29 protein-coding genes and 3 pseudogenes are annotated in these 25,734 nt (G+C 40.2%); 16 read left to right on the top strand and 16 right to left on the bottom strand.

Features of this window, described 5'->3' with window-relative positions:
- The first annotated feature begins 25 nt into the window (after positions 1 to 25).
- Positions 26 to 1,003, top strand: a complete 978-nt coding sequence (gene arsS / locus B5D77_RS24435; protein ID WP_106909831.1) for an arsenosugar biosynthesis radical SAM (seleno)protein ArsS — start codon at positions 26 to 28, stop codon at positions 1,001 to 1,003.
- Positions 1,004 to 1,334: 331 nt separating this feature from the next.
- Here arsS and B5D77_RS24430 read toward each other — a convergent pair whose 3' ends face one another.
- Positions 1,335 to 1,607, bottom strand: a complete 273-nt coding sequence (locus B5D77_RS24430; RefSeq protein ID WP_002779884.1) for a DUF3143 domain-containing protein — start codon at positions 1,605 to 1,607, stop codon at positions 1,335 to 1,337.
- A gap of 5 nt (positions 1,608 to 1,612) precedes the next feature.
- Entirely contained in the window at positions 1,613 to 2,107 is a 495-nt protein-coding gene (locus tag B5D77_RS24425; protein WP_002736811.1) for a J domain-containing protein, read from the bottom strand.
- 444 nt (positions 2,108 to 2,551) lie between these two features.
- Between B5D77_RS24425 and B5D77_RS24420 the strand changes: the two genes are divergently transcribed.
- The 6 genes and pseudogenes from B5D77_RS24420 to B5D77_RS24395 all read left to right on the top strand — a co-directional run.
- Positions 2,552 to 3,115: a thylakoid membrane photosystem I accumulation factor gene (locus B5D77_RS24420; RefSeq protein ID WP_106909830.1), complete on the top strand. Its 564-nt coding sequence runs from the start codon at positions 2,552 to 2,554 to the stop codon at positions 3,113 to 3,115.
- A gap of 270 nt (positions 3,116 to 3,385) precedes the next feature.
- Entirely contained in the window at positions 3,386 to 4,948 is a 1,563-nt protein-coding gene (locus B5D77_RS24415) for an iron uptake porin (protein ID WP_008199860.1), read from the top strand.
- 180 nt (positions 4,949 to 5,128) lie between these two features.
- The gene (locus tag B5D77_RS24410) at positions 5,129 to 5,467 is read left to right on the top strand and encodes a UPF0175 family protein (protein WP_008199858.1); all 339 of its coding nucleotides are present in this window, start codon (positions 5,129 to 5,131) and stop codon (positions 5,465 to 5,467) included.
- Positions 5,460 to 5,804: an addiction module antitoxin gene (locus tag B5D77_RS24405; RefSeq protein ID WP_106909829.1), complete on the top strand. Its 345-nt coding sequence runs from the start codon at positions 5,460 to 5,462 to the stop codon at positions 5,802 to 5,804. The genes B5D77_RS24410 and B5D77_RS24405 overlap by 8 nt, the downstream gene beginning before the upstream one ends.
- A 123-nt stretch (positions 5,805 to 5,927) precedes the next feature.
- Positions 5,928 to 7,433 carry an IS5 family transposase gene (locus B5D77_RS24400; protein WP_106909828.1) on the top strand — a complete coding sequence of 502 codons (1,506 nt, stop codon included), beginning with the start codon at positions 5,928 to 5,930 and terminating at the stop codon, positions 7,431 to 7,433.
- 340 nt (positions 7,434 to 7,773) lie between these two features.
- Positions 7,774 to 8,437 (top strand): annotated as a pseudogene (locus B5D77_RS24395) (IS1 family transposase); the annotation flags it as partial.
- Positions 8,438 to 8,484: 47 nt separating this feature from the next.
- Here the strand turns inward: B5D77_RS24395 and B5D77_RS24390 are convergent.
- The 3 genes and pseudogenes from B5D77_RS24390 to B5D77_RS24380 all read right to left on the bottom strand — a co-directional run.
- A pseudogene (locus B5D77_RS24390) lies at positions 8,485 to 8,604 on the bottom strand (IS630 family transposase); the annotation flags it as partial.
- Positions 8,605 to 8,704: 100 nt separating this feature from the next.
- A complete protein-coding gene (locus B5D77_RS24385) occupies positions 8,705 to 9,877 on the bottom strand; it encodes a CBS domain-containing protein (RefSeq protein WP_008199830.1) in 1,173 nt (390 codons plus the stop codon).
- A 238-nt stretch (positions 9,878 to 10,115) separates the two neighbouring features.
- Positions 10,116 to 10,556, bottom strand: a pseudogene (locus B5D77_RS24380) (recombinase family protein).
- Between the two features lie 332 nt (positions 10,557 to 10,888).
- Between B5D77_RS24380 and trxA the strand changes: the two are divergent.
- The gene (gene trxA / locus B5D77_RS24375; RefSeq protein WP_002778933.1) at positions 10,889 to 11,212 is read left to right on the top strand and encodes a thioredoxin; all 324 of its coding nucleotides are present in this window, start codon (positions 10,889 to 10,891) and stop codon (positions 11,210 to 11,212) included.
- Between the two features lie 461 nt (positions 11,213 to 11,673).
- Complete coding sequence (locus tag B5D77_RS24365) at positions 11,674 to 12,291, top strand: CP12 domain-containing protein (protein ID WP_008199826.1); 618 nt, start codon at positions 11,674 to 11,676, stop codon at positions 12,289 to 12,291.
- 189 nt (positions 12,292 to 12,480) lie between these two features.
- Here the strand turns inward: B5D77_RS24365 and B5D77_RS24360 are convergent, their stop codons facing one another.
- The 4 genes from B5D77_RS24360 to B5D77_RS24345 form a co-directional block, all read right to left on the bottom strand.
- Positions 12,481 to 12,786, bottom strand: coding sequence for a Txe/YoeB family addiction module toxin (locus tag B5D77_RS24360; protein WP_039899790.1), 306 nt, complete (start codon positions 12,784 to 12,786; stop codon positions 12,481 to 12,483).
- A 234-nt stretch (positions 12,787 to 13,020) separates the two neighbouring features.
- Positions 13,021 to 13,107 (bottom strand): PEP-CTERM sorting domain-containing protein, encoded by an 87-nt coding sequence (locus tag B5D77_RS28255; RefSeq protein WP_071823541.1) that lies wholly within the window; start codon positions 13,105 to 13,107, stop codon positions 13,021 to 13,023.
- A 182-nt stretch (positions 13,108 to 13,289) separates the two neighbouring features.
- A complete protein-coding gene (locus tag B5D77_RS24350; protein ID WP_106909827.1) occupies positions 13,290 to 13,580 on the bottom strand; it encodes a DUF433 domain-containing protein in 291 nt (96 codons plus the stop codon).
- A 166-nt stretch (positions 13,581 to 13,746) separates the two neighbouring features.
- A complete protein-coding gene (locus B5D77_RS24345) occupies positions 13,747 to 14,925 on the bottom strand; it encodes a PEP-CTERM sorting domain-containing protein (RefSeq protein ID WP_008199812.1) in 1,179 nt (392 codons plus the stop codon).
- A 291-nt stretch (positions 14,926 to 15,216) separates the two neighbouring features.
- Here B5D77_RS24345 and B5D77_RS24340 point away from each other — a divergent pair, with 291 nt between their 5' ends.
- From B5D77_RS24340 to B5D77_RS24325, 4 genes are all read left to right on the top strand, one after another.
- A complete protein-coding gene (locus tag B5D77_RS24340) occupies positions 15,217 to 15,642 on the top strand; it encodes a DUF29 family protein (RefSeq protein WP_106909826.1) in 426 nt (141 codons plus the stop codon).
- Positions 15,643 to 15,742: 100 nt separating this feature from the next.
- Positions 15,743 to 16,015: a hypothetical protein gene (locus tag B5D77_RS24335; RefSeq protein ID WP_002761103.1), complete on the top strand. Its 273-nt coding sequence runs from the start codon at positions 15,743 to 15,745 to the stop codon at positions 16,013 to 16,015.
- Positions 16,002 to 16,445: a type II toxin-antitoxin system VapC family toxin gene (locus B5D77_RS24330; RefSeq protein WP_106909825.1), complete on the top strand. Its 444-nt coding sequence runs from the start codon at positions 16,002 to 16,004 to the stop codon at positions 16,443 to 16,445. The genes B5D77_RS24335 and B5D77_RS24330 overlap by 14 nt, the downstream gene beginning before the upstream one ends.
- A 711-nt stretch (positions 16,446 to 17,156) precedes the next feature.
- Positions 17,157 to 18,527 (top strand): AAA family ATPase, encoded by a 1,371-nt coding sequence (locus B5D77_RS24325; RefSeq protein ID WP_106909824.1) that lies wholly within the window; start codon positions 17,157 to 17,159, stop codon positions 18,525 to 18,527.
- A 40-nt stretch (positions 18,528 to 18,567) separates the two neighbouring features.
- On the opposite strand, the gene B5D77_RS24320 is transcribed toward B5D77_RS24325, so the two are convergent.
- The 4 genes from B5D77_RS24320 to psbA form a co-directional block, all read right to left on the bottom strand.
- On the bottom strand, positions 18,568 to 19,005 hold the full coding sequence (locus B5D77_RS24320) for a putative toxin-antitoxin system toxin component, PIN family (protein WP_008199795.1): 438 nt from the start codon (positions 19,003 to 19,005) through the stop codon (positions 18,568 to 18,570).
- Positions 19,002 to 19,265 carry a hypothetical protein gene (locus B5D77_RS24315; RefSeq protein WP_008199794.1) on the bottom strand — a complete coding sequence of 88 codons (264 nt, stop codon included), beginning with the start codon at positions 19,263 to 19,265 and terminating at the stop codon, positions 19,002 to 19,004. The genes B5D77_RS24320 and B5D77_RS24315 overlap by 4 nt, the downstream gene beginning before the upstream one ends.
- 63 nt (positions 19,266 to 19,328) lie before the next feature.
- Positions 19,329 to 19,892, bottom strand: coding sequence for a Uma2 family endonuclease (locus B5D77_RS24310; protein ID WP_106909823.1), 564 nt, complete (start codon positions 19,890 to 19,892; stop codon positions 19,329 to 19,331).
- Positions 19,893 to 20,001: 109 nt separating this feature from the next.
- The gene (gene psbA / locus B5D77_RS24305; RefSeq protein ID WP_002731626.1) at positions 20,002 to 21,084 is read right to left on the bottom strand and encodes a photosystem II q(b) protein; all 1,083 of its coding nucleotides are present in this window, start codon (positions 21,082 to 21,084) and stop codon (positions 20,002 to 20,004) included.
- A gap of 185 nt (positions 21,085 to 21,269) precedes the next feature.
- Between psbA and cynS the strand changes: the two genes are divergently transcribed.
- Positions 21,270 to 21,707, top strand: a complete 438-nt coding sequence (gene cynS, locus B5D77_RS24300; RefSeq protein WP_061430355.1) for a cyanase — start codon at positions 21,270 to 21,272, stop codon at positions 21,705 to 21,707.
- Between the two features lie 411 nt (positions 21,708 to 22,118).
- Positions 22,119 to 22,316 carry a hypothetical protein gene (locus B5D77_RS24295; protein WP_002761095.1) on the top strand — a complete coding sequence of 66 codons (198 nt, stop codon included), beginning with the start codon at positions 22,119 to 22,121 and terminating at the stop codon, positions 22,314 to 22,316.
- 62 nt (positions 22,317 to 22,378) lie between these two features.
- Here B5D77_RS24295 and B5D77_RS24290 read toward each other — a convergent pair whose 3' ends face one another.
- The 3 genes from B5D77_RS24290 to B5D77_RS24280 all read right to left on the bottom strand — a co-directional run bounded on the left by B5D77_RS24290 (position 22,379) and on the right by B5D77_RS24280 (position 23,778).
- A complete protein-coding gene (locus tag B5D77_RS24290; protein ID WP_106909822.1) occupies positions 22,379 to 22,813 on the bottom strand; it encodes a hypothetical protein in 435 nt (144 codons plus the stop codon).
- 84 nt (positions 22,814 to 22,897) lie between these two features.
- The gene (locus B5D77_RS24285; protein WP_106909821.1) at positions 22,898 to 23,302 is read right to left on the bottom strand and encodes a hypothetical protein; all 405 of its coding nucleotides are present in this window, start codon (positions 23,300 to 23,302) and stop codon (positions 22,898 to 22,900) included.
- Positions 23,303 to 23,391: 89 nt separating this feature from the next.
- Complete coding sequence (locus tag B5D77_RS24280; RefSeq protein WP_106909820.1) at positions 23,392 to 23,778, bottom strand: hypothetical protein; 387 nt, start codon at positions 23,776 to 23,778, stop codon at positions 23,392 to 23,394.
- 446 nt (positions 23,779 to 24,224) lie between these two features.
- On the opposite strand from B5D77_RS24280, the gene B5D77_RS24275 reads away from it, so the two are divergent.
- On the top strand, positions 24,225 to 25,595 hold the full coding sequence (locus tag B5D77_RS24275) for an ATP-binding protein (RefSeq protein ID WP_106909819.1): 1,371 nt from the start codon (positions 24,225 to 24,227) through the stop codon (positions 25,593 to 25,595).
- Positions 25,596 to 25,734: the final 139 nt, after the last annotated feature.

Genomic DNA, 25,734 nt, shown 5'->3' with positions numbered 1-25,734 from the left:
TTCACTGATTACTGATTACTCTCCCATGACTCCTTTTGTTGAGAAACTAAACACTCTTTTAACTAAGCAAAAAATCTCGGTTCTGCAAATTAATTTGGGGAAAAGATGTAACCTTGCTTGTAGCCATTGTCATGTGGAAGCTAGTCCAGTTCGCTCCGAAGAAATGACTCCAGAAGTGTGCGAACAAATTATCGAACTGATCGCAAGATTTCCCCAAATTAAAACCGTCGATCTGACTGGCGGCGCTCCGGAAATGCTCTACGGTTTTAAGCCAATTGTGGAAACCTCTAGAAAAGCGGGGAAAGAGGTAATCGTGCGCTCGAATTTAACTATTTATTTCGAGAAAGGATTTACTGATATTCCTGAATATTGCGCTGGCCATCAGCTGCGGGTGGTGGCTTCTTTACCCTGTTATCTTGCCGATAATGTGGATAAAATGCGCGGTCTGGGAGTCTATGATCGATCAATCGCCGCTTTACAATGGTTAAACCGTCTCGGCTACGCTCAAGAGCCGAATTTGATTGTGGATTTAGTCTATAATCCCCAGATTCCTAAGTCAGAGAATTTTTCTCTCACACCGGATCAGGTATCCCTAACACGGGATTACAAAAAGTTCTTGCAAGAACATTTTAATATTTCTTTTAACAATCTGTTTACTATCACTAACCTACCCGTCGGCAGGACGCGCTTCCATCTGGAACACCGGCAACTCTATCAACCCTATCTTCAATTCCTCGAAGACCATTTTAATGGCGATACTGTCGAGCATTTGATGTGTCGTAATCAGCTTTCCATTGATTATTTGGGTAATATCTATGACTGCGATTTTAATCAGATGGAGGATCTGGCTGCTTGCACCAGTCAAGGACAAAAATTAACCCTGTCGGATTTATTACAAGCGGATAGTTTAGATGTAATTACAGAGGTACAAACCGCTTCCTATTGCTACGGTTGCACTGCTGGCAGCGGTTCCAGTTGTGGGGGAGCGTTGATTTCAGTCTGAACAAGTGTACTGGATTGACAGCGTGTCTCGGACAATTTAGTACAAATGCTCGGACTAGCTCTCCTCGCTGCCAACTGCGGTGCTGTCTTAACGGGGTAGGGTGTGGCCCCCCCAACCCCCCCGACATCGGGGGGGTTGGGTGTGGGGTGTGGGGTTTTACCGATTTTCAGGTGGTCAATTAGCCAATTTTCAGGGAAAAAGTCCCTGAATTCTCCCCCCGATCACTCCCAGATCTGGTACTGTTTGGAAACCAAAAAGTCTAAAAGTCTTACCTAACAAGGTTTTTAGATTTATTGAGCAAGCCTTAGATAGTCAAAAGTTTAACCGATGATTAGGGACCAGAAAAAACCGCCGATTCGATATCTTGGCGACTAAGGGAGTATTTAAAAGCGCGATTGATGTCACTGCCGTCATTGGCTGCCCGAAAGTAACGAACGGTGATTTCTTCGATTTCGAGGCAGATTTCCGCTTTCCATGTCGGTTTTTCCACAGTCCAACAGTGGATATTCTCGGTATTTTTCCGACAACCTAATTTAACTAGCCATGCTTCGATCGCCGGTAAGGGATGATTATAGAGGGGAGTATCGGCAGTGGGAATCTTCATCGCATCTAAATCAAAAATAATTGGGCTACAGTGACGGCATTCTCTCCTCGAAGCATAGCAATAATCACCGCTAGTAACAAGCAGCCCAGCAGGGTGAGTGCCAAGATAAACAAAGCAAAAATCTCTCCCGAAGATAGGGGGCGATCGGTCGGATCGAGATAGGCGCTACGATTAGCTATGGGTTGATCGCCATCGGGGATGGTTTGGATGACATTCCAGCGCGAGTAACCTATCTGTAAATCATACAGGGAACGGCGATCGGGATTACTCAGGGTGGCATAAGCTTCGTTAAGACGCTGGAATTTAGCCGTTGCCACTTCGGGGCTGAGTTCGGTAGTATCGGGGTGGTATCGTTTACTCAGTTCCCGATAGGCGCGTCGCACTTCGATCACCGAGGCACTCGGATGTAGTCCTAGAATGGCATAATAAGTATTGGCAAAGCGCGAGTTAGCGGCAATGACTCGCGAGGTGGTTTGGGAATTATCGCGCTCGAAGGTCACAAGATTTTTTACCGAAAAATTGGGTTTAAAGCCTCGCCCTTTTAGGGCGACTTTATCTGATGTATGATATTAAGAATAGCGGGCCGGGTAAGCAACCGCTTAAAAAACCCAGTCATCGCAGGATGAACGCACCTTGAAAACTAGAGTTATGGGGTTCTATAGGGGAATGCTCCTATAGGTAAAAGCTCTAAGCGTCAAGTACCAGAGAAACCAATTATTTTAGAGGTTTTGAACTGTATCGTAGGGCATACGAGAACAGGCTTCTGTAAGGTCGCGAAAGTCTGAGGAGAGAACCACCTCTGGGTTGGATTTCGCCAGGAATCTAATTCAAGTGGACTCGTTGAGCCAGAAATTCTCAGCAGTGATGCGAGAAGAATCCACGTCCGTTTACGGCGTGGGGTATGTCAAACTAAAAATTGTCTTAATATTTTAACCCTGTTGATCATGAAATCTCGTTATCGGCTGCGTCTTCAGATCTTTCTTGTCTTTCTTATTGTTGCTCTGACGAGTTTGTCTCCTTGGCTAACCCCTAGCGCCTATGCGGGGATCGATGACGATCGCCTCGATGGTAATATTTTTGTGGTCTATGCGGGTAATGGTTCCCTCGTACCACCGCGTCTAAATTTAGCGGAAACTTTTCAACGGAAAATTCCAGCTATAATCGTCTATTATCTGGATGATAGTAGTGATTGTAAGCGATTTGCGGCGATTGTCTCCCGTTTTCAAGAGTTTTACGGTCGCGCCGCCAGTATTATCCCCGTTACTGTCGATTCTATCCCCTTAAAGTCTTCCTATCGTCCCGATGAACCGGGTTACTATTATCGCGGTGGGGTTCCCCAAACGGTGGTTTTAGACCAACAAGGTAAAGTGGTTTATGATGGTTTGGGCAATGTTAAGTATGAAGATGTGGATGATGTCTTAAGAAAGGTTTTTGATCTTCTGCCTCGATTAGAATCGGTAGAGTTAAAAAGACGCTCTTTTAACGAGTTTAACGCTGAATTGCGCTAGTTACCTCCTTTTTATCCTCAATTGAACCAAAAATAATCATTTAGAGATGCTGTCAGCAGCGTCTCTATCTTGTTTTTAGGAAAAATAAAATTATTTACCTATTGCTTTTATTATCATTTAAGATTTATTTTAACCAATAAATGCTAGGCAATTCAGATTTTATCTGGAGTAACATTTGAAAAATATTTGCAATAGTGCCAGACTGGAAAAAGTTTGCTAACCTAATTATACTGAGAACAATAATCATTCTTATAGGTGTAGGAGACAGCAATGAAAATCAAGCAAAATTTCCTAACAGCAGCGATATTACTGGGTTTTTCTGGTCCGGTACTGGCTAATAGTCTCGAAAACCTCTCTAGTAACCCCATGGCACAGGTAACAAGTGTCAATCAATTGCGGGATGTTTCTCCCACCGCCTGGGCTTTTGAGGCCTTAAGAAGTCTCGTGGAGAGGTATGGTTGTATAGTAGGTTATCCTGACCGCACTTTTCGCGGTGAACGCGCTTTAACTCGTTGGGAATTTGCCGCCGGGTTGAATGCCTGCTTAAATACCCTGGAAAGATTGATTCAAGAAGGAGTAGCGGTATTAAAAGAAGATCTAGACAGAATCAAGCGATTAGTCAAGGAATTCGAGACAGAATTAGCGGCCTTAGGGGCTAGAGTTGATAACTTAGAAAATCGAGTCGCTTTTCTGGAAAATAATCAATTTTCCACCACTACTAAATTAACTGGGGAAGTGGTGATGGCATTATATGGGGTAGCCACAGGAGAAAAAAACGGTGGTGAAGGAATTCCCCAAGTACCAGCTTTTGGTTATCGGGCCCGTTTAGAATTAAATACTAGCTTCACAGGCAAAGATTTACTCTATACCCGTCTAGCAACGGGAAATATTGCTGATTTAGCCGATACTACGGGAACTTTTGAAAGTACCTTAGCCTTTACCCAACCCGATGGTAACGATTTACTACTAGAAGTTTTAAACTACAGTTTCCCCCTAACGGAAAACATCCAACTCTGGTTAGAAGCGACGGGAGGTGCTAAAGATGACTTTACCAATACCCTCAACTTTTTGGATGGAGATGGCGCTAGTGGGGCGCTTTCCGCTTTTGGTACTCGCAATCCCCTTTATTTTGCTCCCGGACAAACTGGACTCGGTTTACAGGGTAATTATGGGGCTTTCCAATTCAGCGCCGGTTATCTTGCCGGGGATGCTAACGATCCTAACCCGGGAGCGGGTTTATTTAACGGTTCCTATACTGCCCTAGGGCAGCTGGGTTATGTTCCAAACGATAATTTTGGCATTGCTTTATCCTACTTTCATGGTTATAACCAATTAGACACGGGAACGGGAAGTCAGCGCTCGAATTTCCGATTTTTCACCGAAGAACTATTCGGGGAGGCTGTCCCGACCATTAATAATAGTTTGGGTTTACAATTTACTTGGCGAATTGTCGATGGTTTTGTCCTCGGTGGTTGGGGTGGTTACACAAAAGCTATCACCCTTAGCACCTTAGATGGACAACTAGAACGCGGGGATTTAGATATCTGGAATTGGGCGGTAACTTTGGCTTTTCCTGATTTATTTAAGGAAGGAAATACGGCCGGTATTATTGTTGGTATGCAGCCTTGGGTATCTAGTTCTAGTATTAGATTAAATGATGGCAGTTCCACTAATGATCCCGATACTTCCTTTCATATCGAAGGATTTTATGAGTGGAAACTCACCGATAATATTGCCCTTACTCCGGGGGTAATCGTGATTACTTCTCCTAACTCAAATAACAACAATTCCACCTTAGTTATCGGTACTATCCGCACGACTTTTACTTTCTGATTTTTCTAGGCAGCCGGTCAGAAATAAAGATAAAGTATGACGGGATTTGACATCATCTCTCGACAACCGGCTGCTGTTCCTGCGTTTCGCACTCTCAACTAACTAAATTAAGGGGGCATTTATGGTATTTTTAGAAGCAATTTAGCCAACTTTTGTGGTTTACTTTTTAATGGCGATACAATGAAGTTACCACCACTTAATGAAACCTCTATGAGCCTCATCCTTCCCACTGAACTTCTGCAAACAGTCCAAATGACTGAAGCTCAAATGCTCACGGAAATCGCTATCATGCTCTATCAGCAGCAACGTCTTCAATTTGAACAAGCAGCCGAACTAACGGGAATGGCACTCGATGATTTCTACCAATTGCTAGTATCGCGTAATATCCTCACTCCATCCACTGACCCCGACGACGAACCAAAAGAACTTATCCTCACCAGTCTTTGTATTTCTCTTCAGCAAGCTAAAGAAGGCAAAGTACATCCCATCTCTGAACTGTGGGATGGCATAGATGTCTGAAGGAATCCCCTCTATTAAAATCCTTTTCTCTGATGAATTCAAAGACCGACTTCGCACCCTCGCCAAACGCTATCGGAGCATTCGTACTGATATACAACCCCTAATTGATGACCTTCAGATAGGCAAATTCATCGGCGATCGAATCCCAGGGACGGGCTACACTGTCTTTAAAGTTCGCCTCAAAAACAGCGATATTCAAAAGGGCAAAAGTAGCGGCTATCGTGTTATCTATCAACTTAAAGACAATAGTTGTGTTTTGATGCTCCTCATCTATGCCAAATCTGACCAAACGGACATCCCAGCGCAGCAAATTCAAGACATCATTAGGGTTTGCTGAATAACTGTGAAATACTTATGATATAAGGATTACAGCCACATTAAATTCCCAAAAAGTCAAGAAAAAGGGACAGAAAACGGCTAAAATTGGTAAAATACCCTTGCACTTATCCGACAAGAACAGATGTCCCGAAAAACGAACGAGTCTTCAATTGCCCCAGAAAACTTTGAGTTGCCTTTTGAGGGAAAATTATCAGCAGATAATCGCTGGATAATAATGGCAGAGTTAATTCCCTGGGAAGAATTTGAAGAAGAATATGCCCAAAATTTTGACGAAGAAATGGGTGCGCCAGCCAAACCATTTAGGATGGCATTAGGAGCATTAATTATTAAGGAAAAATTAAAAACAAGCGACAGGGAAACCATAGAGCAAATCAAGGAAAACCCCTATTTACAGTATTTTCTAGGGATGTCAGCCTATAGTAATGAAGCTCTATTTGATGCGACAATGTTCGTTAATTTTCGTAAAAGAATCAGTAAGAATTTAATCAATAAAATCAATAAAAGAATGGTGATGAGAGAGAGAAAAAAGAAGGAAATTGAAGAAAAAAGTGAAAGAAAAGAAGAAGAAAAAGAGAGTCAAATAAAAAATAAAGGAAAATTAATATTAGATGCAAGTTGCGCACCTGCTGATCTAAGTTATCCCCAGGATTTAGGGATATTAAATCAAGCAAGAAAGAAAACAGAAAACATTCTAGATTGTCTCTATCAAAATTTGAGAATCAAGCTGAAGAAAAAGCCAAGAACTTATAGAAAAAGAGCGAGAAAAGATTATTTAAAAGTAGCCCAAAAACGTCGTTGTTCTCAAAAAGAAAGACGAGAAGCTATCAAGAAGCAACTGCAATATATCAAAAGAAATCTATCTCAAATAGAGAAATTAATCGAGGGGGGATCAGAGTTAAGTAGTCTCAGCAAAAGAAACTACAAAATGTTTTTAGTGGTGACAGAAGTTTATCGTCAACAATTGTGGATGTGGGAAAATAAATCATCGAGAATTGATGATAGAATTGTGAGTATAACCCAACCACACATCCGCCCTATCGTTAGAGGAAAAGCAGGAAAACCAGTTGAATTTGGAGCAAAAATCTCAGTAAGCTGTTTTGAGAGTTATGTATTTTTAGACCATTTAAGTTGGGATAATTTTAATGAATCTGGGGACTTACAAGCGCAAGTAGAAGAGTATAAAGAATTCACAGGATATTATCCAGAATCAGTTCATGTTGATAAAATTTATCGAACTAGAAAAAATCTAGCTTGGTGTAAAGAAAGAGGAATTAGAATCAGTGGAGTTCCTCTAGGAAGACCACCTAAAAATATTAGTAAAGAAACTAAAAAACAAGCTCTTGAGGATGAAGGAATTCGGAATGCAATTGAAGGTAAATTTGGTCAAGCAAAAAGAAGATATAGTCTTGATTGTATCATGACAAAACTTGATAAAACTTCAGAAACTTCCATTGCCATTACTTTTTTAGTCATCAATCTTTCTAACCTGCTTAGACAGGTTAACTGTCTTTTTTTGTCCCTATTTCTTTATACATCTAAATTTAGCTTTATTCATCCCTCTTTGATTACAAAAGATGATAACAAAGCTGATTTCTCAACAGAAAAACTTATCTTAAATTCGGGCTGATTTTTGAGAGTTTTTGTTTTTTACTTTTTCAGCAAACCCTAATTAATAAGTTTGACAATTTTTAGAAGTATTAATAGATGCCAAAAACAAACCCCGGTAATGATTTGGTAGTAGTGGCGTAGCCCTCTTGCTTACCTGGTATGAATTGTGTAAAATATTTATGAATAAAAATAATTGGAACCCGATCAGTCTTTAAACCTCTAGCTTGATCATGACTTTTATGATAAATATCTTTTTCTGGCTCCTGTCTGGCTTACTCAAATATCAGTCTAGCACCGAACAAAATCCCCCCCCTAGTTCACCTCTATTCCCCTGTCCTAATTGTGGTTCTCACCATACTATCAAGAATGGTTCTATTCATAATGGAAAACCCAAACGTCAATGTAAAGAATGTGGTCGTCAGTTTGTGATCAATCCCACTAATAAAACTGTCTCTGACGAAACCAAACAATTAATTGATAAACTCTTGCTCGAACGAATTTCCTTGCGAGGAATTGCTAGAGTAACAGGGGTAAGTTGGTCATGGTTACAAAACTATGTCAACAATAAACTGGCGGCTGTCCCCCGTCAAATAAAGGTTTCGGACAAACCAAAAGGTAAATTGGTTATAGAATGTGATGAGATGTGGTCTTTTGTTTTTTCTAAGACGATAAAGGTTTATATTTGGCTGGCAATTGATAGAAAGACAAGAGAAATTATTGGTTGCTATGCGCGGAGATAGGAGTCGTCAATCAGCTAAAAAACTTTGGGGCCAGTTTACCAGGTGTTTACCGACAATGCGCGGTTGCTTACACAGACTTTTGGGAGTCCTATAAGACAGTAATTCCTAGTAAACGTCATCGGGCAGTAGGTAAAGAAACTGGTCAAACTAATCATATTGAAAGATTCAATAATACCTTTCGACAAAGGATTTCTCGGCTGGTGAGAGAGAGTCTATCTTTCTCTAAAAAAATGGAGAATCACGTTGGGGAACCCTTTGGTATTTTATCCATGACTACGATGCACAGCAAAGCAAAGGATTAAGCCGCCATCACTACTACCGAATCACCCCCCCGTCGTTCAGCAAGAGAAACATTAAAATTCTTTCCCTAACTTCTGCTCTTTCTTCTTCTTTAAGAGCTTTTTGTAAGTTTTTCTTTTCTTCTAAATCTAGGAAATCTTTGGCTGGCATAAGTAGGATTTTTCTAAAATTACTATTTCTATTTTAGGTGGTTTAAGTGCGTTTTAGCTTACTTAACCAGATTTAGTATGAATAGAAGCAAGCTGGTTATTTAAGAGCTAATTTCACGACCGAGGTGGGCAAGCTTATCTAGAACAGATTGAAGCAAAGATCGCCGCTGCTCGACGACAATATCTAAGTTAGCCAACATATACTTTACGTCTTTGTAAGCATTGTCCAGCAAGGCCAGTAATAATTCGCGATCGCCAGCGCTCTCTTTTTCTGATGGGGTGCGGGTCCGTTGGGGTAATAAGTCCGCTGGTGGGGAAGGAAGAGAGGGCGATCGCTCGGACTCTAGCTGTTGAATCGTTTGTTGTAAATTTTCAATCACCCCATACATTTCCATCGGGTCAAAAACCCTTAACAGACTGGTTTGTGTGACAATACCCAACCCCCGACCCCAGTTCCAAGAAACCACCAAACGCCCCACCCGCCGTTTTTGCATTTCCTGATGGGCCGTCCACAGGGAATCCTCGGGGTTGAGGAGAAATAAGGGCGTACTCATCACCGTCTGGGCCCTAGTTTTGTGCAGATCGATTTGAACTGCTTGAAACTGGACAAGATCTCGCTCTGTCACAATACCCACCGGGCAGTCATTGTCCTCTGAATCTCGTTGGGTGATCACCACACAACTGACACGATGTTCAGCCATTAACTGGGCCAATTGCAGGACTGTGGCGGTGAGTGGGGCCTGTACCACTTGACTGGTCATCACATCGGATACGCGACGAAACCGCAACAGATTGGCCGGACGCAAAATCTGGCGAATACTTTCATGGGAGATCACCCCGATTAAGTGTCCTTGGTCATCGACAATCGGCAAATGGCGAATGCGGTAGCGCCGAAACAAAAACAGGGCAGCAAAAATGTCTTGAGCAGATTGCTGGGGCAAGGTGATCAGGGGATGTACCATCACATCGGCAACGGTTGTCTCGGTCAGGTTAATTCCTTGAGCGGTGAGTCGCACCACATCCCGTTCTGTCAAAATTCCTAATAACTCTTGCCCTTGCACCACCAGCAGACAGCTAACACGCGCTTCTCCGGCCGGAGCAGCTAGAGGGGATAGGTCATCGGTGAGTAAACACAGACGGCTATGGGCCTGACCGATCATGGCGATCGCATCTGCCAGGGAAGTCGTTGGCGGCACCGTCAAGGGGTGGCGATCGATCGCTTTTTCCAGATCGGGGGCCCAACTCAGAGGTGTATCAAAGGACATCAGCACCATCCCGCAATCGCAAAGGCCAAGATAGGCAGACTAGCCCCCGGGCAAAGAACCCAGACTCTCAGAGTTGCTGAAACCCGTTCTAAAACTATCTCAAAGTGTAGCGTCATTTAACTTTTTCCTAAAAGATGTAACGTTTTGTTACAATTTTTATTAAACTCGTAAAGATTTTAGACCCACTTCGGTGTATCATAGAGGGATGTAACAGGTTAAAGCCTGAAACTTTTTATTTAGGGGTTATTCAGCCTCTAATGGTTTTAGGAGCGGCATCACCAGACGCTGGGGTGAGTACTTCCGGGTTCTGGTCGGCCTAAAGGGTTACTCCGGAAATTCTGGACACCTTTCCATAAAGTCGATCCAGCACCCGCTTTACGGAAATACGCTGCCATGGTTGACCGCGTTTGGTGGTGTAGCCCTGTTCATTAAGCCAATCGGCGATCTTCTGCAAGGATTTCCCCGATTTGTGATGACGGCGAATCAGTTCAATGACCCGGCACTCTTCCGGATCATCCACTAATTCCCCATCGATCGATCGTTGTCCAAAGGCAGGGGAGCCGTAGCCCGCATAACCACCGTTGCTTGCTTTTGCTTGTCTGCCTTGTTCTAGCCGCTCCCAGGCAGATAAATCGTTGGAAGGGGTCGCTGTCATAGGGTATCTAAATGCAATAACTTGCAAAACTATATTATCGCAACTTAACGTCGCAAATTTGTTTTGATTGGGGGCAGCCGATGACGACTTACAAAGTAAAACCCCTGCATGAGCAGGGACTAGATCTCACCATCGATGTCTGGGACAACCAAACTATAGACGATACCCCCGGGAGGCGGACATTGACTAATGCCATTTTTCTTTATTCATAGTCCTGAACCCCAACCCCCTTCTGGGGGAAAGTTAAAGAGTCAAAAGCCAAGCATTTTTAGAGGAGGAGCGGTTCAAGGCTGAATTTATCTTGTAAAACGCAGCGAGCAGAGAATTTGTCCTAAGTTACACAGCATCAATTTGGAGATATAAACATGGGTACGGCTACATTTATTCAAGATGAAACTGAATTTGATTCCCTCTTAAAGAGTGAATCCCTGTTGGTGGTAGATTGCACGGCAACCTGGTGTGGACCTTGCAAACTGGTGGCACCGTTGATCGATCGATTGGCCGATGACTATCGCGATCGCGCCAAAGTCTTCAAACTTGACCTGGACAGTAACAAACCCGTGGCCAAACGCTTTGGAATTAAAAGTATTCCGGCTGTCATGGTATTTAAACAGGGGAAATTGATAGAAACATTAGTTGGGGTTAAACCCTATGAAGAATTTACGGCTGCAGTAGAACGACAATTATAAGTCTTCCACCGTGAACGAACACTCTGGGCAAACGTCCGACGTTGACCCTTTCCTTCTCACACCACTATTCAATTTTGAGGTATGGCGATGAACAAGCTTATAGAAATTCGGTGTCCCAACTGTGGCAGCGTAGCTCAACGGCTCTTGAGCGATCGCCTGCCCGCAGGATATAAGTGTCCAGCCCGGCAGGTTGCTCAGACGGAATGCCCAGTGTGTGATTATTTCATCGCCATGTGTTGGCAAAACGGCGCTGTGCTGGAGGCCTATGCTCCAGGCATTCAGGGGAGCACAGCTGCGGCCATGCCGCCCCAGCCCCAACCAGCGAGCGCCCATTGGTCTTTGTCATCTGTGTTCAAAGTGGCACTCAGCCCACAAGAGTCTAGGAAATTGCTATCGGGACAACCCTAGTCAACTTTTGCATTTATACCAGTTCTTTAATTTAACAACACCATCCAACTCCTATGCTGCAAGCTCAAGAAATTATGACCCAAAACGTTGTCACCATTCGTGGTTCGGCAACGGTTGCCGATGCCGTGAAATTGATGAAAGAAAAAAAACTGCGGGGTTTGATTGTCGAACCGCGCCATGAACAGGACCCCTATGGAATTGTCACCGAAACCGACATCGTTTACAAAGTGGCGGCCTTTGGCCACGATCCTAAAACTATGCGGGTCTATGAAATTATGGCCAAGCCCTGTGTGGTCGTCAATCCCGAACTGGGGGTGGAATATGTAGCCCGGTTATTTGCTCAAACCCGCATTCGCCGCGCCCCGGTGATTCAGGGCAAAACTTTGCTGGGCATTATTTCTGTGAGTGATATTCTCTTCAAGAGCGATTTTGTCGAAAAGCCCAAGCGGTTGTTCATTGAAGATGAAATTGAAGCAGCCCGGGAAGACGCACGGGCAATTTGCGCGGCCAAGGGTGAAATCTCTCCCGATTGCGCCGCAGCCTGGGATGTGGTGGAGGAACTCCAAGCCGAAGCTTCCCATCAACGGGTCAAAAAACAGGGGAATAACTCACTCCAGTCCTACTGCGAAGCCAATCCCGATGCCTTAGAGTGCCGCATTTATGAGGATTAAATCTTGGAGGAATGTAAAGATTTATTAAAATGTAACGTAGGCTACAGCTTTGCTTAGTTTAGTGTGTACTGTTTCACTGTCCTCCTTCTGTCTTGGGTTGGGCTGTTGCTTCACCTAGCTGCGAGGGGGGACTCACTAAGTTCTTTGTCCCCTTTCTCCTGTAACAGTTCTTGATGGGTTTGTCTGAGTTTAGCCTGATTGATAATGATAACGAGCTTGTAAAAAATAAACCTTATTTCCTGTGACTTTATAAACCAAACGATGCTCTAAATCGATCCGTCGTGACCAAGGGTCGGCAGCAATATACTTAAGAGGTTCGGGTTTACCCAATCCTGTAAACGGATCGCCATCCAAAATATCTGCTACTAAGTCTAAGATTTTATCGCCTTTTTTCGGTTCGTTTCGATACCACCAAGCCAAATCTGCTTTGAAATCAGGACTAAAAACGGGCAAATAACCATGAATAGGATTGTTTTGAGGTTTATTATCAGTCAGTGGAACAGAAAGCGGGTTTCTGGTAAATATCTAAATTAAAGCTCAGATTTTTTTGTTAAGAAACCCGCTTTCTCCGAGGTTGTTGAGTGAGAACAGAGTAGCTCGATCGATACATCCGAACAAGAAAAAAGCCCCCCTTTCGAGGATGCCCTTTTATCTAATGATTGAGACGCTAACTGATTGAAATGCCAAAAATAGGGAATTTATGGACTTTCCCATTAAAGTCAGGTTAGATTATGACCGTTTCTTAATTAAAAAACCCACCAAAGAAAACAGGCCTAACCCTAAAATAGAACTAGGTTCCGGTACTAACGAAATCATTAGTTATAGTCATTTCAGATAAGTCTGATACACTCTATACCGACAAAACCCTTATGAACTCTGGGATTAATATTCTCAATTTTAATTGAAATGACTATACCTTACTGACCGCAGATTCCGCAAAGCTTCCACGACCGAGCGTTGACCCGCATCTTCATCAAGGTAGAGACGGATTTGACTCATTACAATTCACCGGCTCGATATCGGGATTCCCAGTCTTCACAATCGGCTCGGTAAGCATCGATATCGGCTTCTATCTGTTCTTTATTCGCGTGATAATACGCTAGAGCGCTATAAATTTGAGCCAGACTTAATTGAGGATACTCTTTAGCGATCGCTTCGGCACTCATTCCCATTTTATGATCCATGACTAAACTTTGAATCGTGATTCTAGTTCCCGCGATCCGGGGACGAGCATTACAAATATCCGGACTAGCAACAATAAATTCACCAATATCGATGCCTGTAGCCATATTTTCGCCTAGAGAAGTCCCTTTTATTGTAGCTCGATCGATACATCCGAACAACAAAAAAGCACCCCTTTTCGAGGATGCCCTTTTATCTAATGATTGAGATGCTAACTGATTGAAATGCCAAAAATAGGTAATTTATGGACTTTCCCATCAAAGTCAGGTTAGATTATGACCGTTTCTTAATTAAAAAACCCACCAAAGAAAACAGTCCTAACCCTAATATAGAACTAGGCTCCGGTACAGATGGATTATTTTGCGGATTTAAACGAGCAATCCAAGATTCAACATTATTATTAGGGTTAAGTCCAGTACCCACAATTGTTAACCCATCGGCAGAAATGCCAGTCGCCTGTATTAAAGTCCAACCGGTTAAATCTAAACCATAATCATTAGTTAAAATCTCTCTTAAGCTCCGCATCCCTTGTCTGGAATTCCAGATGAATGCCTCTTGACCATTAGCACTATTGCTATTACCAACCACAACAGACCCATCGGCTGATACTCCTGAAGCAGTGCTATAGAAACTACCTCCAGATAAGTCCCCCAGTCCTACCATTCCCGTTGTTTCTGTCCAACGGAATGCTTCAGGGCCATTAGCACTATTGCCCTCACCAACAACAACAGACCCATTGGCTGATACTCCATTAGCTGCAGATAGAAGATAACCAAACCCATTATCTAAGTCCCCTAGTCCCACCATCCCCGTTGCTTCTGTCCAACGGAATGCCTCCTGGCCACCAGCACTATTGCTATAACCAACAACAACAGACCCATCCCCTGATACTCCTAAAGCCTTGCTCTGGAAAGCACCCCCAGATAGCTCCCCTAGTCCCACCATCCCCGTTGCTTCTGTCCAACGGAATGCCTCCTGGCCACCAGCACTATTGCTATAACCAACAACAACAGACCCATCTGCTGATACTCCATTAGCACTGATAGGGGTAATGCCTCCCCCCGATAAGTTCCCTAGTCCCACCATCCCCGTTGCTTGTGTCCAACGGAATGCATCCGTACCATTATTGCTGGTATTCCGGCTGTGACCAACCACAACAGACCCATCCCCTGATACTCCTAAAGCATAGCTATATAAATCAACCCCAGAATGTAAGTACCCCAGTCCTACCATTCCCGTTGCTTGTGTCCAACGGAATGCCTGATAACCAGCACTGGCGCTTTCACCAACAACAACAGACCCATCTGCCGATACTCCCTGCGCACGGCTAATTAAATTGATAGCATTTAAGAACCCTAAACCCTGAAAAGAGGCGGCCTGTGCAGGTAACGCCACCCCGATCGCACCCAATCCGATCCCTAAGCTGATACAATTAGCTAGTATCTTGTTCATAACCTGATAAAAATCCAAAAAACTAAGTGATTCTTACAATCTAGATGTTCACTTTGGTTTTGTCTGTGGGAATTTGTGGCCATTTTGGATTTTCTGATATAATAATTTTCGTGGGATAAAGTGGGATTTAGTGACAAAAAGGAGGGCAAGGCTCATGAAACAAGGCTAAATTTTCCTTAATAAGGCAAGAAAACAGGCAAAAGTTTTCGCTTGTTTTTCCAACTTTAACAATATCTAATGTAAAGAACAAATTACTAAATTAAGAGGTTAATCAGTAAAAAAAAGTAAAAAATGGAAGAATTATTAGAGTTAAAAAATCTATTACTAGCTGGCAATGTTCCCGATGCCTTGATTTTGGTAGAGGAAATGACAGAAATGAGCAAAGATGATAAGCTCAATAAGATTTTTAGCTTTAGTATTATTGTCCTATTACATCTGATTAAACAGCAAGCAGAAAACCGCAGTACCCGCTCATGGGAAACCTCTATTTCTAATTCTGTTCGACAGATTCAACGCATTAATCAACGACGTAAAACTGGAGGAAATTATCTAACAATAGAAGAATTAAAAGAAACCTTAGATGATGCTTATTATTCCGCTTTAAGACAAGCGGCATTAGAAGCTTTTGAAGGTATATATAAACCAGAAGAAATTGAGGCTATGATCGATAAAAATAAAATTATTAATCAAGCATTGGCATTAATATTAATCGATTAAGTAACAGGGGACAGTCGGAAACAAATCAGGAGGTTTAAATGTCAGAAACAGTCGCTTAAAGATTAGCAGCCTGTTTAAAAACCTTAACGGAGGACAATTAATGATTAACTTAGAACAAATTCAACAAGATATTAACCAATTACCTGAAGAAGCACAAAACTTACTGATTGATTTTATTGAGTTATTAAAAAAACGCTATTCTTTAGCAAAAAAGCCAGAGATTGCAGCAAAAATAAACCCTGAAGCTCAAAGTACCCTAGACATTTTAAAAGAATCTGGATTAATCGGTTGTATTAGTGCAGAATCAGACCTTTCTACTAATTATAAATCCGTTCTCAAAGAAGGATTAAAAGCTAAATATGATCATCGTTGATACTGGGTTCTGGGTGGCTTTATTTAACAATAAAGATCAATATCATCTAATAGCACAGCAAACCTTAGCACAGTATTCTTCTCAACCCCTAATTACAACTTGGTGTGTTTTAACAGAAAGTTGTCATCTTCTTTTACAACGTTCTCCAAATCTCTATACAGGAGTTGAAAAACAAATAAAATTAATGAACGTATTTGAGAGACATCCCCAAAAATTTCTATTATTTCACCTTGAAAATACTCATCTAGAAAGAATTCAAGACCTTATGAAACAATATCAAAGTCTGCCAATGGACTTAGCCGATGCCTCCCTAGTTATCTTAGCAGAAGAGTTAGGAAATGGACGTATCTTATCAATTGATAATCGAGATTTTAATACCTATCGCTGGAAAAATAAAAAACCCTTTATTAATCTTTTCTCAAATTTCTAGTTAATCAGTAGTCCGTAGAGTGTAGGGTGCGTTAGGCGGCTATCAATTTAGTCAAAAAACCAAAATTAATAATTCGCCGTAACGCACCACCTCTATTATTAAATTGGTGCGTTACGCTATTGAAGAGCGCACCCTACGAGTCCGTAGAGTGTAGTGGACTGTTTCAGCTAATTTGGTGTATTAGAAAAATGCTATAAATTCTATAATCTAAGACTTTAAGCCGAAATCTATTGCCCTATTTTAGTTGAAACAGTCCAGTAGGGTGCGTTAGGCGGCTATCAATTTAGTCAAAAAACCAAAATTAATAATTCGCCGTAACGCACCACCTCTATTATTAAATTGGTGCGTTACGCTATTGAAGAGCGCACCCTACGAGTCCGTAGAGTGTAGGGTGCGTTAGGCGGCTATCAATTTAGTCAAAAAACCAAAATTAATAATTCGCCGTAACGCACCACCTCTATTATTAAATTGGTGCGTTACGCTATTGAAAGGCGCACCCTACGAGTAATATGACTACAAGCTTTACTTTCTAAGGCGAATTTGGTATGACAGTTTGCCCTTCCCGACTTTATGGGGTAAAATGTTCGTAGGCAATACATTGATCTCTTGCAAGAGGGAAGTAAAATGATTATTAGTCTGATAAAAAAACGAGAAAAATAAAATCTGTTCCCTTATCCCAAACAGTAATACAAATGTTCTTCGCTTACTTATATGGATATTCAAAACCTTTTAGAATGGACAGATAAACAGGTATTAGAGAAAACCGGTAAACATCTTGATTCTTTGCAAGAATCCATCTTACAGGGTATTTGGGAACATCAAGATTACGAAAAAATTGCCAAAGATAATCAGCGCAGTTATGACCATATAAAAAAAGAAGCATGGAAGTTATGGCAACTGTTATCAGATGTTTTTGAAGAAGATATAAAAAAGTCTAATGTTCGTTCTGTTTTAGAAAATAAAGCTTCATCTACTATTTATCACTTTGTTAGCCATCATGGTAATAATATTAGTAATAACCATATAAATATCTGTAGAGAAAATAACCCCTACTCAGAAAACAACTTAAAAAAGTCTTCAAATTTTCCAGATAATGATCATCAATTCCCAATAATTAACCTAACAAAAGCTCCTGAATTAAGGTATAACTATGGACGTAAGTTAGAAATATCAACCTTAAAAGAATGGCTAGATAATAAAACTCGATTAATTACTATTTATGGGTTAAGTGGAATTGGAAAAACAGCTTTAACCCTTAAATTAATTTCAGAAATTGCCCCACAATTTGATTATATTATTTACCGCAGTCTGGAAAATATTCCTCAATTAATCGCTCTCAAAGATGATCTAAAACAGTTTTTCGCCCAATCTCTATCAACCCCCTTACCTGATATAATAGATTATCTAAGCTCCTATCGTTGTTTAATTATTCTTGATGATGTGCAGAATATTTTTAAACCGGTGGAATTAGCAGGTAAATATTTAAGCGACTGTCAGGATTATCATAAATTTTTTCAGCAAATTGCTACCACATCTCATCAAAGTTGCTTGATTTTAATTAGTTGGGAACTTCCCAGAGATTTTGTCACCTTAAAATCCGATAAAATTAAAACTTTATACCTGCAAGGTTTCACAACAGAATTTGAAGAAATCTTCAAAGAATACGGTTTAAAAAGTGAGGAGAAATGGACGGAACTGAGCGAACTTTATCAAGGTCATCCTAACTGGTTAAATATCATCTCCTCAACTATTATTGAGCTATTTGATGGAGAAGTATCCTTATTTTTAGAACAAATGAACAATGAAATTTATTTAGGGGATATAGAAAACTCGATCGAATGTCATTTACAGCGTTTATCCGCAACAGAAAAAAAGGTGATACACTGGTTAGCTAATCAAACTGAAGCGGTAGAAAAGTTTTCCAAAACTGCTAGTCTTGACTTATCTACTTCTGAATTTTGGGCAACTATTCAGTCATTAATGAGACGCTGTTTACTCGATAAATTATCATCAGAAACCTCGTCCTATTTTCCTATTAATCCTGTCTTTAAATCTTATCTTAAAAGAAATCCTAACGATTAGGATTATCTCTTTACAAATAGACGCGATCGCCTTTTTACCTTTAACTATTTTGTAAGACTTGTAAGAATAAATTTGGGGACAAAATTTGTGTATGATGATAATGCTTTAGCGGTAAAATGTGTTTTTTATCTAAAGAAACTAGATAATCAGCACCTATTTCGTAAGCGGCTGCCAAAAACATATTATCATTTGGATCAACCTGATCGAGTAGCGTTGCTTGATAAATGCCTTGAATTTTGATAGCAGTATAAAAAATAGCCGTTAAAATCTCCTTAATATAATTTCTGTCAATATTTTTCAGTAATAGTTTTTCAACCAATTCCTCCAATAATTGAGGAGAAATAACTAACTTAAATCTACCCTCTCGCCAATAACGAATAATTTGACAAGGCGCACTGTTAGGATTTTTACTTAACAAAGCTGAAAGAAAAACCGAAGTATCAAGAATAACAAGAGGTGAATCTTGAGCAAACATCATAGTAAATCAGATTCTTCTAAGTTTCCTGAAATTCTCACACAAGCGTCATCAAATTTTTGCCAAACTTCATGATAACAATTATCGGGCATATTTTGAACCTCATTTAATGTTTCCATAATCAAATCTTTGACCTGTTTTCTATTTACATTTTCTTTGAAACCTTCTAAATGCTTGTGTAACTGTTCTAATAACCATTGTTTATCTTCAAACGAAAAATTTCGTAACTTTTGTTCCAGTTCAATAATTTGAGGGGATATCATAAAATTAACTCCTGACCAAGATTAGTCTAGTTTAATGATAACAAAAGCTTCAAATTTAAAGCTTTAACTAAAGATTACCTTGTTATAAATATCTGCTATCTCCACCTCAACCCGCAAAGAGTTTAAATGAATTATCCTATCAGATTCATAAGCTGTAAACAACCAGCAATCGCCTTCCTTTTGAAAATGTTCAATATAACATTTTTCCTGAGAAATCAATAAATATTCCTGAAAAGTTGCAATGGTTCGATAAGCGGCAAACTTTTCTTCTCTGTCGTAATTTGCCGTTGAAGCAGACAAAACCTCAGCGATTAAAACAGGATTAATTAAAGTATCTTTGCGTCCTTCTTGATAAGTGAGAGGTTCAGGCATCACCATAATATCAGGATAGGTAGCTATTTGACGCTCAGGTATCCATAAACGCTGATCGGTGACAAAAACGGCATAGGGTTGATTCTTTAGTCCAGTATATAAAGCCACCAATAAATTACTAATAATGCGATTATGAGTCGGTGTCCCTCCTGTCATAGCAATAATATTTCCATCCAGATATTCATGACGAGTTTGGGATTGTATTTCCTGCTCAAAATATTGACTAAGAGTATATTTTCCAGTGAGAGCGGTCATAATGATGATTGTTTGAGAATAAGCATTTTGCAGCGTTTTTCATTGTTCCCCAATTCTAACAACAAAAAAGCACCCCCTCGCGGGAGTGCCTTTTCGTTCAGACTAGGAATTAACCATTGATAGCAGGAGCAGTCAGAGCTACAGGAGCCTGTTCACCACTAGCTAAGTCTAAGGGGAAGTTGTGAGCGTTGCGCTCGTGCATTACTTCCATACCGATACCAGCGCGGTTCAGCACATCGGCCCAAGTACCGATTACACGACCTTGAGAATCGAGAATCGACTGGTTGAAGTTGAAACCGTTGAGGTTAAACGCCATGGTGCTAACACCCATCGCCGTAAACCAGATACCGATTACCGGCCATGCACCTAAGAAGAAGTGCAGAGAACGGCTGTTGTTGAAAGAAGCGTATTGGAAGATTAAGCGTCCGAAGTAACCGTGAGCGGCAACGATATTGTAGGTTTCTTCCTCTTGACCGAATTTGTAACCGTAGTTCTGAGATTCGATTTCAGTGGTTTCACGCACTAAGGAGGAAGTTACTAACGAACCGTGCATTGCACTGAACAGAGAACCGCCGAACACACCAGCAACACCTAACATATGGAAGGGGTGCATCAGAATGTTATGTTCTGCTTGGAACACGAACATAAAGTTGAAGGTTCCAGAGATTCCTAAAGGCATACCATCAGAGAAAGAACCTTGTCCGATGGGGTAGATTAAGAATACAGCAGTAGCGGCGGATACAGGTGCGGAGTAAGCAACACAAATCCAAGGACGCATTCCTAAACGGAAAGACAGTTCCCACTGACGACCGAGGTAGCAGAAGACACCTAGTAAGAAGTGGAAAATGACTAACTGGTAGGGACCACCGTTGTATAACCACTCATCTAAGGAAGCAGCTTCCCAGATGGGGTAAAAGTGGAGTCCAATCGCGTTGGAAGAAGGAACAACCGCACCGGAGATGATGTTGTTTCCGTAGAGTAGAGAACCAGCTACAGGCTCGCGAATACCGTCGATATCTACAGGAGGAGCGGCGATAAAGGCGATGATGAAGCAGGTGGTGGCGGTGAGCAGGGTGGGGATCATGATGACACCGAACCAGCCGACATAAAGACGGTTGTTGGTGCTGGTGATCCACTGGCAGAACTGCTCCCACAGGGAAGCGCTCTCGCGCTGTTGTAGAGTTGTAGTCATGGTTGGATAATTTCTGTATGTATTAGGTTGTCAAGGTTCGTTGTTTGACATGAGTTAATACTATCGGCTTTTTATAGTTATGTAAAGGGGTTTTAAGAAATGTTTTTTTATCAATGTCATAACTTTTCCTTATATAATTGATGTTCAGGTAAACTAGAAGCAGACAAATTCTGCAAAAATAAGCAATGATACCCGAAATTACCGCAAAACTATTGGAAGCGAAGAAGGAAAAAGGCCTCAGTTTCGCTGACCTAGAAGCCATTCTAGGACGAGATGAGGTGTGGATTGCCGCTGTTTTTTACCGGCAAGCGAGCGCCTCCCCAGAGGAAGCGACGAAAATTGTGGCAGCTTTGGGATTGGGAACCGAAATCATCCCCTCCTTAACCGAGTATCCTGTCAAGGGATTAGGTCCGGTTGTCCCCACCGATCCCCTGATTTATCGTTTCTATGAGATCATGCAGGTGTATGGAATGCCCCTAAAATCGGTAATTCATGAAAAATTCGGCGATGGTATTATGAGTGCGATCGATTTTACCCTCGACGTGGATAAGGAGGAAGACCCTAAAGGCGATCGCGTTAAAATTACTATGTCGGGTAAGTTTTTACCCTATAAGAAGTGGTGAGTCCGGCCAAAGTCAACGGTAAGGAATTTCTATTCCTTGCCGCTCTTGCTATTTTTCTTAACAAAACTTAACAATTGACGGCAAAGTTTTGCTTGCTTTTTTTTGCAGATTTTGGGACAATATTTTTAAAAGAGTTTATTAATAATGGAAATCTTAGCACTTGAACTTAAACACAAACATCCCATTATAAAAAAACTATAACCCAAGCCGCCGCAAAAGTCAAGGTATCTCTCCTAATTATTCTGTGAAACTTCTAATTCCTTGAGAGGTGAGGGTTTGGGGAATTATGAATTATGAATTGGGGAGTGGGAAGACAGTAAACTGATATAGTCATTTCAGATAAGTCTGATACGCTCTAGACCGATGAAACCCTGATTAACTCTAGCATTGATATTCTCAATCTTAATTGAAATGACTATAACTGCCAATTCAGACTTCAATTGGCGATGTTATATTGAACATTTTCAAGAAGAAGGCGCACCGCAAAGCGGATCTCTGCGAGATCGCTGTTTTTTTACCGCTTATGAAACTAACATTATTGTTCCTTTAAAATCTTTGAGGATTGAGGTAGAGATGGCAGATGTTTATAACAAAGTAATCTTTAGTTAAAGCCTTAAATATGGAGCTTTTGTTATCATTAGAATATATAAATATTCGTCATTTTAAAAAAATTAGCGTAGGCAATGATTAATAGAAAAACTGAATATTTGTGCAAGTTGTGGTAAACAAGTTACCTCCGCTATTCGGCGAAGATTAACCATAACGATAGCTCCAAAAAACATTATATTAACAAGAAATGGTGAATAGGGAACTCCGAAATATGAAGAAGCAGCAGATAAAAAAAGATGTGCCACAAAATATGATACTATAACAAGCAATAAATCAGTTAAAATTGCAGATATATCTAAACTTAAGCCTAGTACAGGTGTTATAGCATAACTTAGAAGAGTCAAGCTAGTACCTACTATAAATAGTAGGGATATTGCTCCAGCATCTTGTGCAAAAAATCCCCAAAATCCCAAATAAATCGCCATCAATGAAAACCCAACAGAGACAGCTTTTACGATCCCATCGTAAACATTTCTCAAAGCATTTCCCCAATCCATAAAAAATTCTCCAGCTAAGTTTGTAAATCTCTAAAGTCATGAAAGTATCAGCAAGATTGAGTAAATCTTAAAAATCTATATTATTTAGCGACCAAACATTTCAAGCAATTGCTCGAAAGTACCACAACTCTTAACTACTTCTGAGTCAAGGATTCCGACCATAAAAAATCCCGAAATTACAAAAACGAGAAGACCCTCTTGAAAATTACTGGTAGGCACTATACTTGGTAACATTCCGAAAGCCAATAATGCAATGTCTCTGGCCAAAGTCATCAGAAGTTGTTCCTGTGATGATTGGTTTAAAAACATCTGTAAAAGAAACTGAAAAAATATTACTATAAGTATATGCCAATTTAGAAAGACTTGGGCAACTAATTCACGTGCAAATAACCCAACAACAGCAAGTAATACACCATAGAAGAAAAAGAAATATGAAATTAAACAACTCAAGTAATGAGGCATTATTAGCAAACGATTTGCCAAATCCATAAAAAATTCTCCAGCTAACTTTTTAATTTTCCGAAGTTATAAAAGTATCAGCAAGATTGAGTAAATTTCAACAATTTGTGTCCCTCGATTTACTCACCAAATAATTGACTGTGGACAGCGTTTACAAACGCCTCTGCTTCTGATTTTTGCCATGGCCATCCAGTGACAGGAGTTGCTGTTCCTCCGGCCGTAACCACACTTACCGTTGGAGAACCCCACATCAATAGAACACCAAAAATCAAGGGAATAATACCCACTACTACAGTTATCAAGACAATCCCTAAAACAACAAGGAATAGTCCCCCAACAACTTTCCTATCCATTTCATATCGAACTGCAACAACTTGCTTGAGAGGAACATCTTCTCTTCGTCCACCACGAAACCAGCTTTTCTTCGCCATATAGGTAAGTCTTTTGTTCGTTACAATACCAAAACAGTTGTCAACTAAGACATTTTCTTTAGAACTTGATGTCATTTTTTCCTCCCCATTTGATTTGTGTACTGGTTGAGCGTGCGGCCTGGGCTACATTGCCTAAAGCCACCTTAAGCATCCTGACTGTGATATGCTAGAACCTGTACTATTTCACATTTTCTTTAGATTGGCTAAATAAAGCCTTGAAACTGCTTAATTACTTAGGATACATCGCAGTCTTGAGTTTAGTAAGTCGGAAAAGTCGGAACTTACAGCCAAACAATTGATCTGAAATATCGGAAATGTCAGCTAGAATAAGTAAAAAACTACCCCGTGTGCAACTATATTTTTAGTCTTGATTTACAAGGCTCTCAGAAATCAGCAGTGATAAAGTATCATCGGGAACCCTGATTCTGTCGTTTTTAGTTACACATCGCGTAAAAACTCGCCAATTCAGGTCTGAATTGCATCACTGTCTGCTCTACCTTCATATACCTAATCTATAGTCCATGTTTCAAGCTAATCTATCTAATACGGTGTTAAATCTCTTAGATGAGTTGGTTTTTGCCAAAACAGATCAACATCTAGACTATCTTCAAAAAACTATCTTGCAAGGGACCTTAGAAGGTTACAAATACTCAGAAGTTGCCAAAGAATCTCATCTTAGTGAAGGTCATATTCGAGATAGTGCTTCAGAATTATGGAAAATTTTGTCAGAAGTTTTAGGGGAAGATATTACTAAATCAAATATTAGAGCAGTTTTAAAGAAACATAGCTTTATAAATAATAATATGGGACGAGATTTAGTCTCTTTTAATAATGTTCATATTTGTGATCATAATCCATTTTCCCTCAATAATAATAATTATCACTCTGAAATCCAGCGCGATCAACCTTATTTAGATTTAGGTCATATTCCTGAAATAACTCAATTTTATGGGAGAGTTGCCGAATTAAATAATCTAGAAACTTGGATAGTTGCGGAGAAATACCGCTTGGTTAATGTGTTAGGTTTAAAAGAAATTGGTAAAACCACACTTTCTCTGAAACTGGTTGATAAAATCAAAGATAATTTTAACTATGTTATTCGCAGAAGTTTGTATTTTTGTCCAAAACTAGATGAACTTTTAAGTGAAATTTTACAATCTATCAATCCTCAATTGAAGCTTTCTCAAAGTCTTGAAAAGCAATTAAATTTGTTCTTACAATTAATGAAAAGTCATCGATGCTTGATTATTCTTGATGATTTACAAAGTCTATTTGATTCTAAAAAACTAGCAGGTAATTATCACAAAGAGTACCAAGATTATCAACTATTGTTTAAAAGCATTGCTGAAGTCAATCATCAAAGCTGTTTACTGTTGTTGAGTCAAGAAAAACCTATTGATACGACTTTTTATGGGCAGAAAAATAAATTCATTAAAACATTAATCATAGAAGGTTTAGGAGAAGATGCCATAGAAATTTTGCGCCATCATAATCTATTAAATGAAGACAGTTGGGAAGCCTTAATTAAATGTTATCAAGGTCATCCTCTTTGGTTAGAATTAGTTGCTAGTTTTATTCAAGAGACATTTTTAGGTAAGGTTGCTGACTTTTTGGAGATTAAATACCCGATTGCCGAAGAAACTTTAGAGCAGACTTTATTAAGTATTTTGCAAAGTTTAACAGAATCAGAGAAACTAATGCTAACAGAATTAGCAAATTTTAATCAACCTATTTCTATTAAAGAAATGATCGACCAAACTTCTCTAGCTTATACAGATTCTTTGAAAGTAATTCAATCTCTAATCAGACGAATAATAGTGGCAAAAGATGAAAACGCTCTATTATGTTTGAATCCTGTTTTTAAAGCTTATGTAATTAATCATCAAATCTAGGGCTGAGTCGAAAGAAAGAGAAATTTTAGCTAATTTTATCGCAATCATAATAGTTTACGAAATTCTACGACTGTCAAATAGTTACACCTGCATTTTAATTTCAGGAATTTCCCCATCTTGCCAGCGTTTTTCCAAGGCT

This window comes from Microcystis sp. MC19 (assembly GCF_003019735.1).
GTDB lineage: Bacteria > Cyanobacteriota > Cyanobacteriia > Cyanobacteriales > Microcystaceae > Microcystis.
Note: the sequence above shows the minus strand (reverse complement) of the source record. Positions and strands in the feature narration are given on the sequence as shown.

Excerpts from the sequence above, each read along its gene's own strand:
- cynS (WP_061430355.1), top strand. The coding sequence starts at position 21,270 with ATGATACCCGAAATTACCGCAAAACTATTGGAAGCGAAGAAGGAAAAA.
- arsS (WP_106909831.1), top strand. The coding sequence starts at position 26 with ATGACTCCTTTTGTTGAGAAACTAAACACTCTTTTAACTAAGCAAAAA.
- B5D77_RS24335 (WP_002761103.1), top strand. The coding sequence starts at position 15,743 with ATGATTAACTTAGAACAAATTCAACAAGATATTAACCAATTACCTGAA.
- B5D77_RS24295 (WP_002761095.1), top strand. The coding sequence starts at position 22,119 with ATGACTATAACTGCCAATTCAGACTTCAATTGGCGATGTTATATTGAA.
- B5D77_RS24350 (WP_106909827.1), bottom strand. The coding sequence starts at position 13,580 with ATGGCTACAGGCATCGATATTGGTGAATTTATTGTTGCTAGTCCGGAT.
- psbA (WP_002731626.1), bottom strand. The coding sequence starts at position 21,084 with ATGACTACAACTCTACAACAGCGCGAGAGCGCTTCCCTGTGGGAGCAG.
- B5D77_RS28255 (WP_071823541.1), bottom strand. The coding sequence starts at position 13,107 with ATGATTTCGTTAGTACCGGAACCTAGTTCTATTTTAGGGTTAGGCCTG.
- B5D77_RS24325 (WP_106909824.1), top strand. The coding sequence starts at position 17,157 with ATGGATATTCAAAACCTTTTAGAATGGACAGATAAACAGGTATTAGAG.
- B5D77_RS24315 (WP_008199794.1), bottom strand. The coding sequence starts at position 19,265 with ATGATATCCCCTCAAATTATTGAACTGGAACAAAAGTTACGAAATTTT.
- B5D77_RS24310 (WP_106909823.1), bottom strand. The coding sequence starts at position 19,892 with ATGACCGCTCTCACTGGAAAATATACTCTTAGTCAATATTTTGAGCAG.
- B5D77_RS24275 (WP_106909819.1), top strand. The coding sequence starts at position 24,225 with ATGTTTCAAGCTAATCTATCTAATACGGTGTTAAATCTCTTAGATGAG.
- B5D77_RS24385 (WP_008199830.1), bottom strand. The coding sequence starts at position 9,877 with ATGGTGCTGATGTCCTTTGATACACCTCTGAGTTGGGCCCCCGATCTG.
- B5D77_RS24280 (WP_106909820.1), bottom strand. The coding sequence starts at position 23,778 with ATGACATCAAGTTCTAAAGAAAATGTCTTAGTTGACAACTGTTTTGGT.
- B5D77_RS24400 (WP_106909828.1), top strand. The coding sequence starts at position 5,928 with ATGTCCCGAAAAACGAACGAGTCTTCAATTGCCCCAGAAAACTTTGAG.
- B5D77_RS24415 (WP_008199860.1), top strand. The coding sequence starts at position 3,386 with ATGAAAATCAAGCAAAATTTCCTAACAGCAGCGATATTACTGGGTTTT.
- B5D77_RS24330 (WP_106909825.1), top strand. The coding sequence starts at position 16,002 with ATGATCATCGTTGATACTGGGTTCTGGGTGGCTTTATTTAACAATAAA.
- trxA (WP_002778933.1), top strand. The coding sequence starts at position 10,889 with ATGGGTACGGCTACATTTATTCAAGATGAAACTGAATTTGATTCCCTC.
- B5D77_RS24345 (WP_008199812.1), bottom strand. The coding sequence starts at position 14,925 with ATGAACAAGATACTAGCTAATTGTATCAGCTTAGGGATCGGATTGGGT.
- B5D77_RS24365 (WP_008199826.1), top strand. The coding sequence starts at position 11,674 with ATGCTGCAAGCTCAAGAAATTATGACCCAAAACGTTGTCACCATTCGT.
- B5D77_RS24290 (WP_106909822.1), bottom strand. The coding sequence starts at position 22,813 with ATGGATTGGGGAAATGCTTTGAGAAATGTTTACGATGGGATCGTAAAA.
- B5D77_RS24320 (WP_008199795.1), bottom strand. The coding sequence starts at position 19,005 with ATGATGTTTGCTCAAGATTCACCTCTTGTTATTCTTGATACTTCGGTT.
- B5D77_RS24285 (WP_106909821.1), bottom strand. The coding sequence starts at position 23,302 with ATGGATTTGGCAAATCGTTTGCTAATAATGCCTCATTACTTGAGTTGT.
- B5D77_RS24405 (WP_106909829.1), top strand. The coding sequence starts at position 5,460 with ATGTCTGAAGGAATCCCCTCTATTAAAATCCTTTTCTCTGATGAATTC.
- B5D77_RS24420 (WP_106909830.1), top strand. The coding sequence starts at position 2,552 with ATGAAATCTCGTTATCGGCTGCGTCTTCAGATCTTTCTTGTCTTTCTT.
- B5D77_RS24430 (WP_002779884.1), bottom strand. The coding sequence starts at position 1,607 with ATGAAGATTCCCACTGCCGATACTCCCCTCTATAATCATCCCTTACCG.
- B5D77_RS24340 (WP_106909826.1), top strand. The coding sequence starts at position 15,217 with ATGGAAGAATTATTAGAGTTAAAAAATCTATTACTAGCTGGCAATGTT.
- B5D77_RS24410 (WP_008199858.1), top strand. The coding sequence starts at position 5,129 with ATGAAGTTACCACCACTTAATGAAACCTCTATGAGCCTCATCCTTCCC.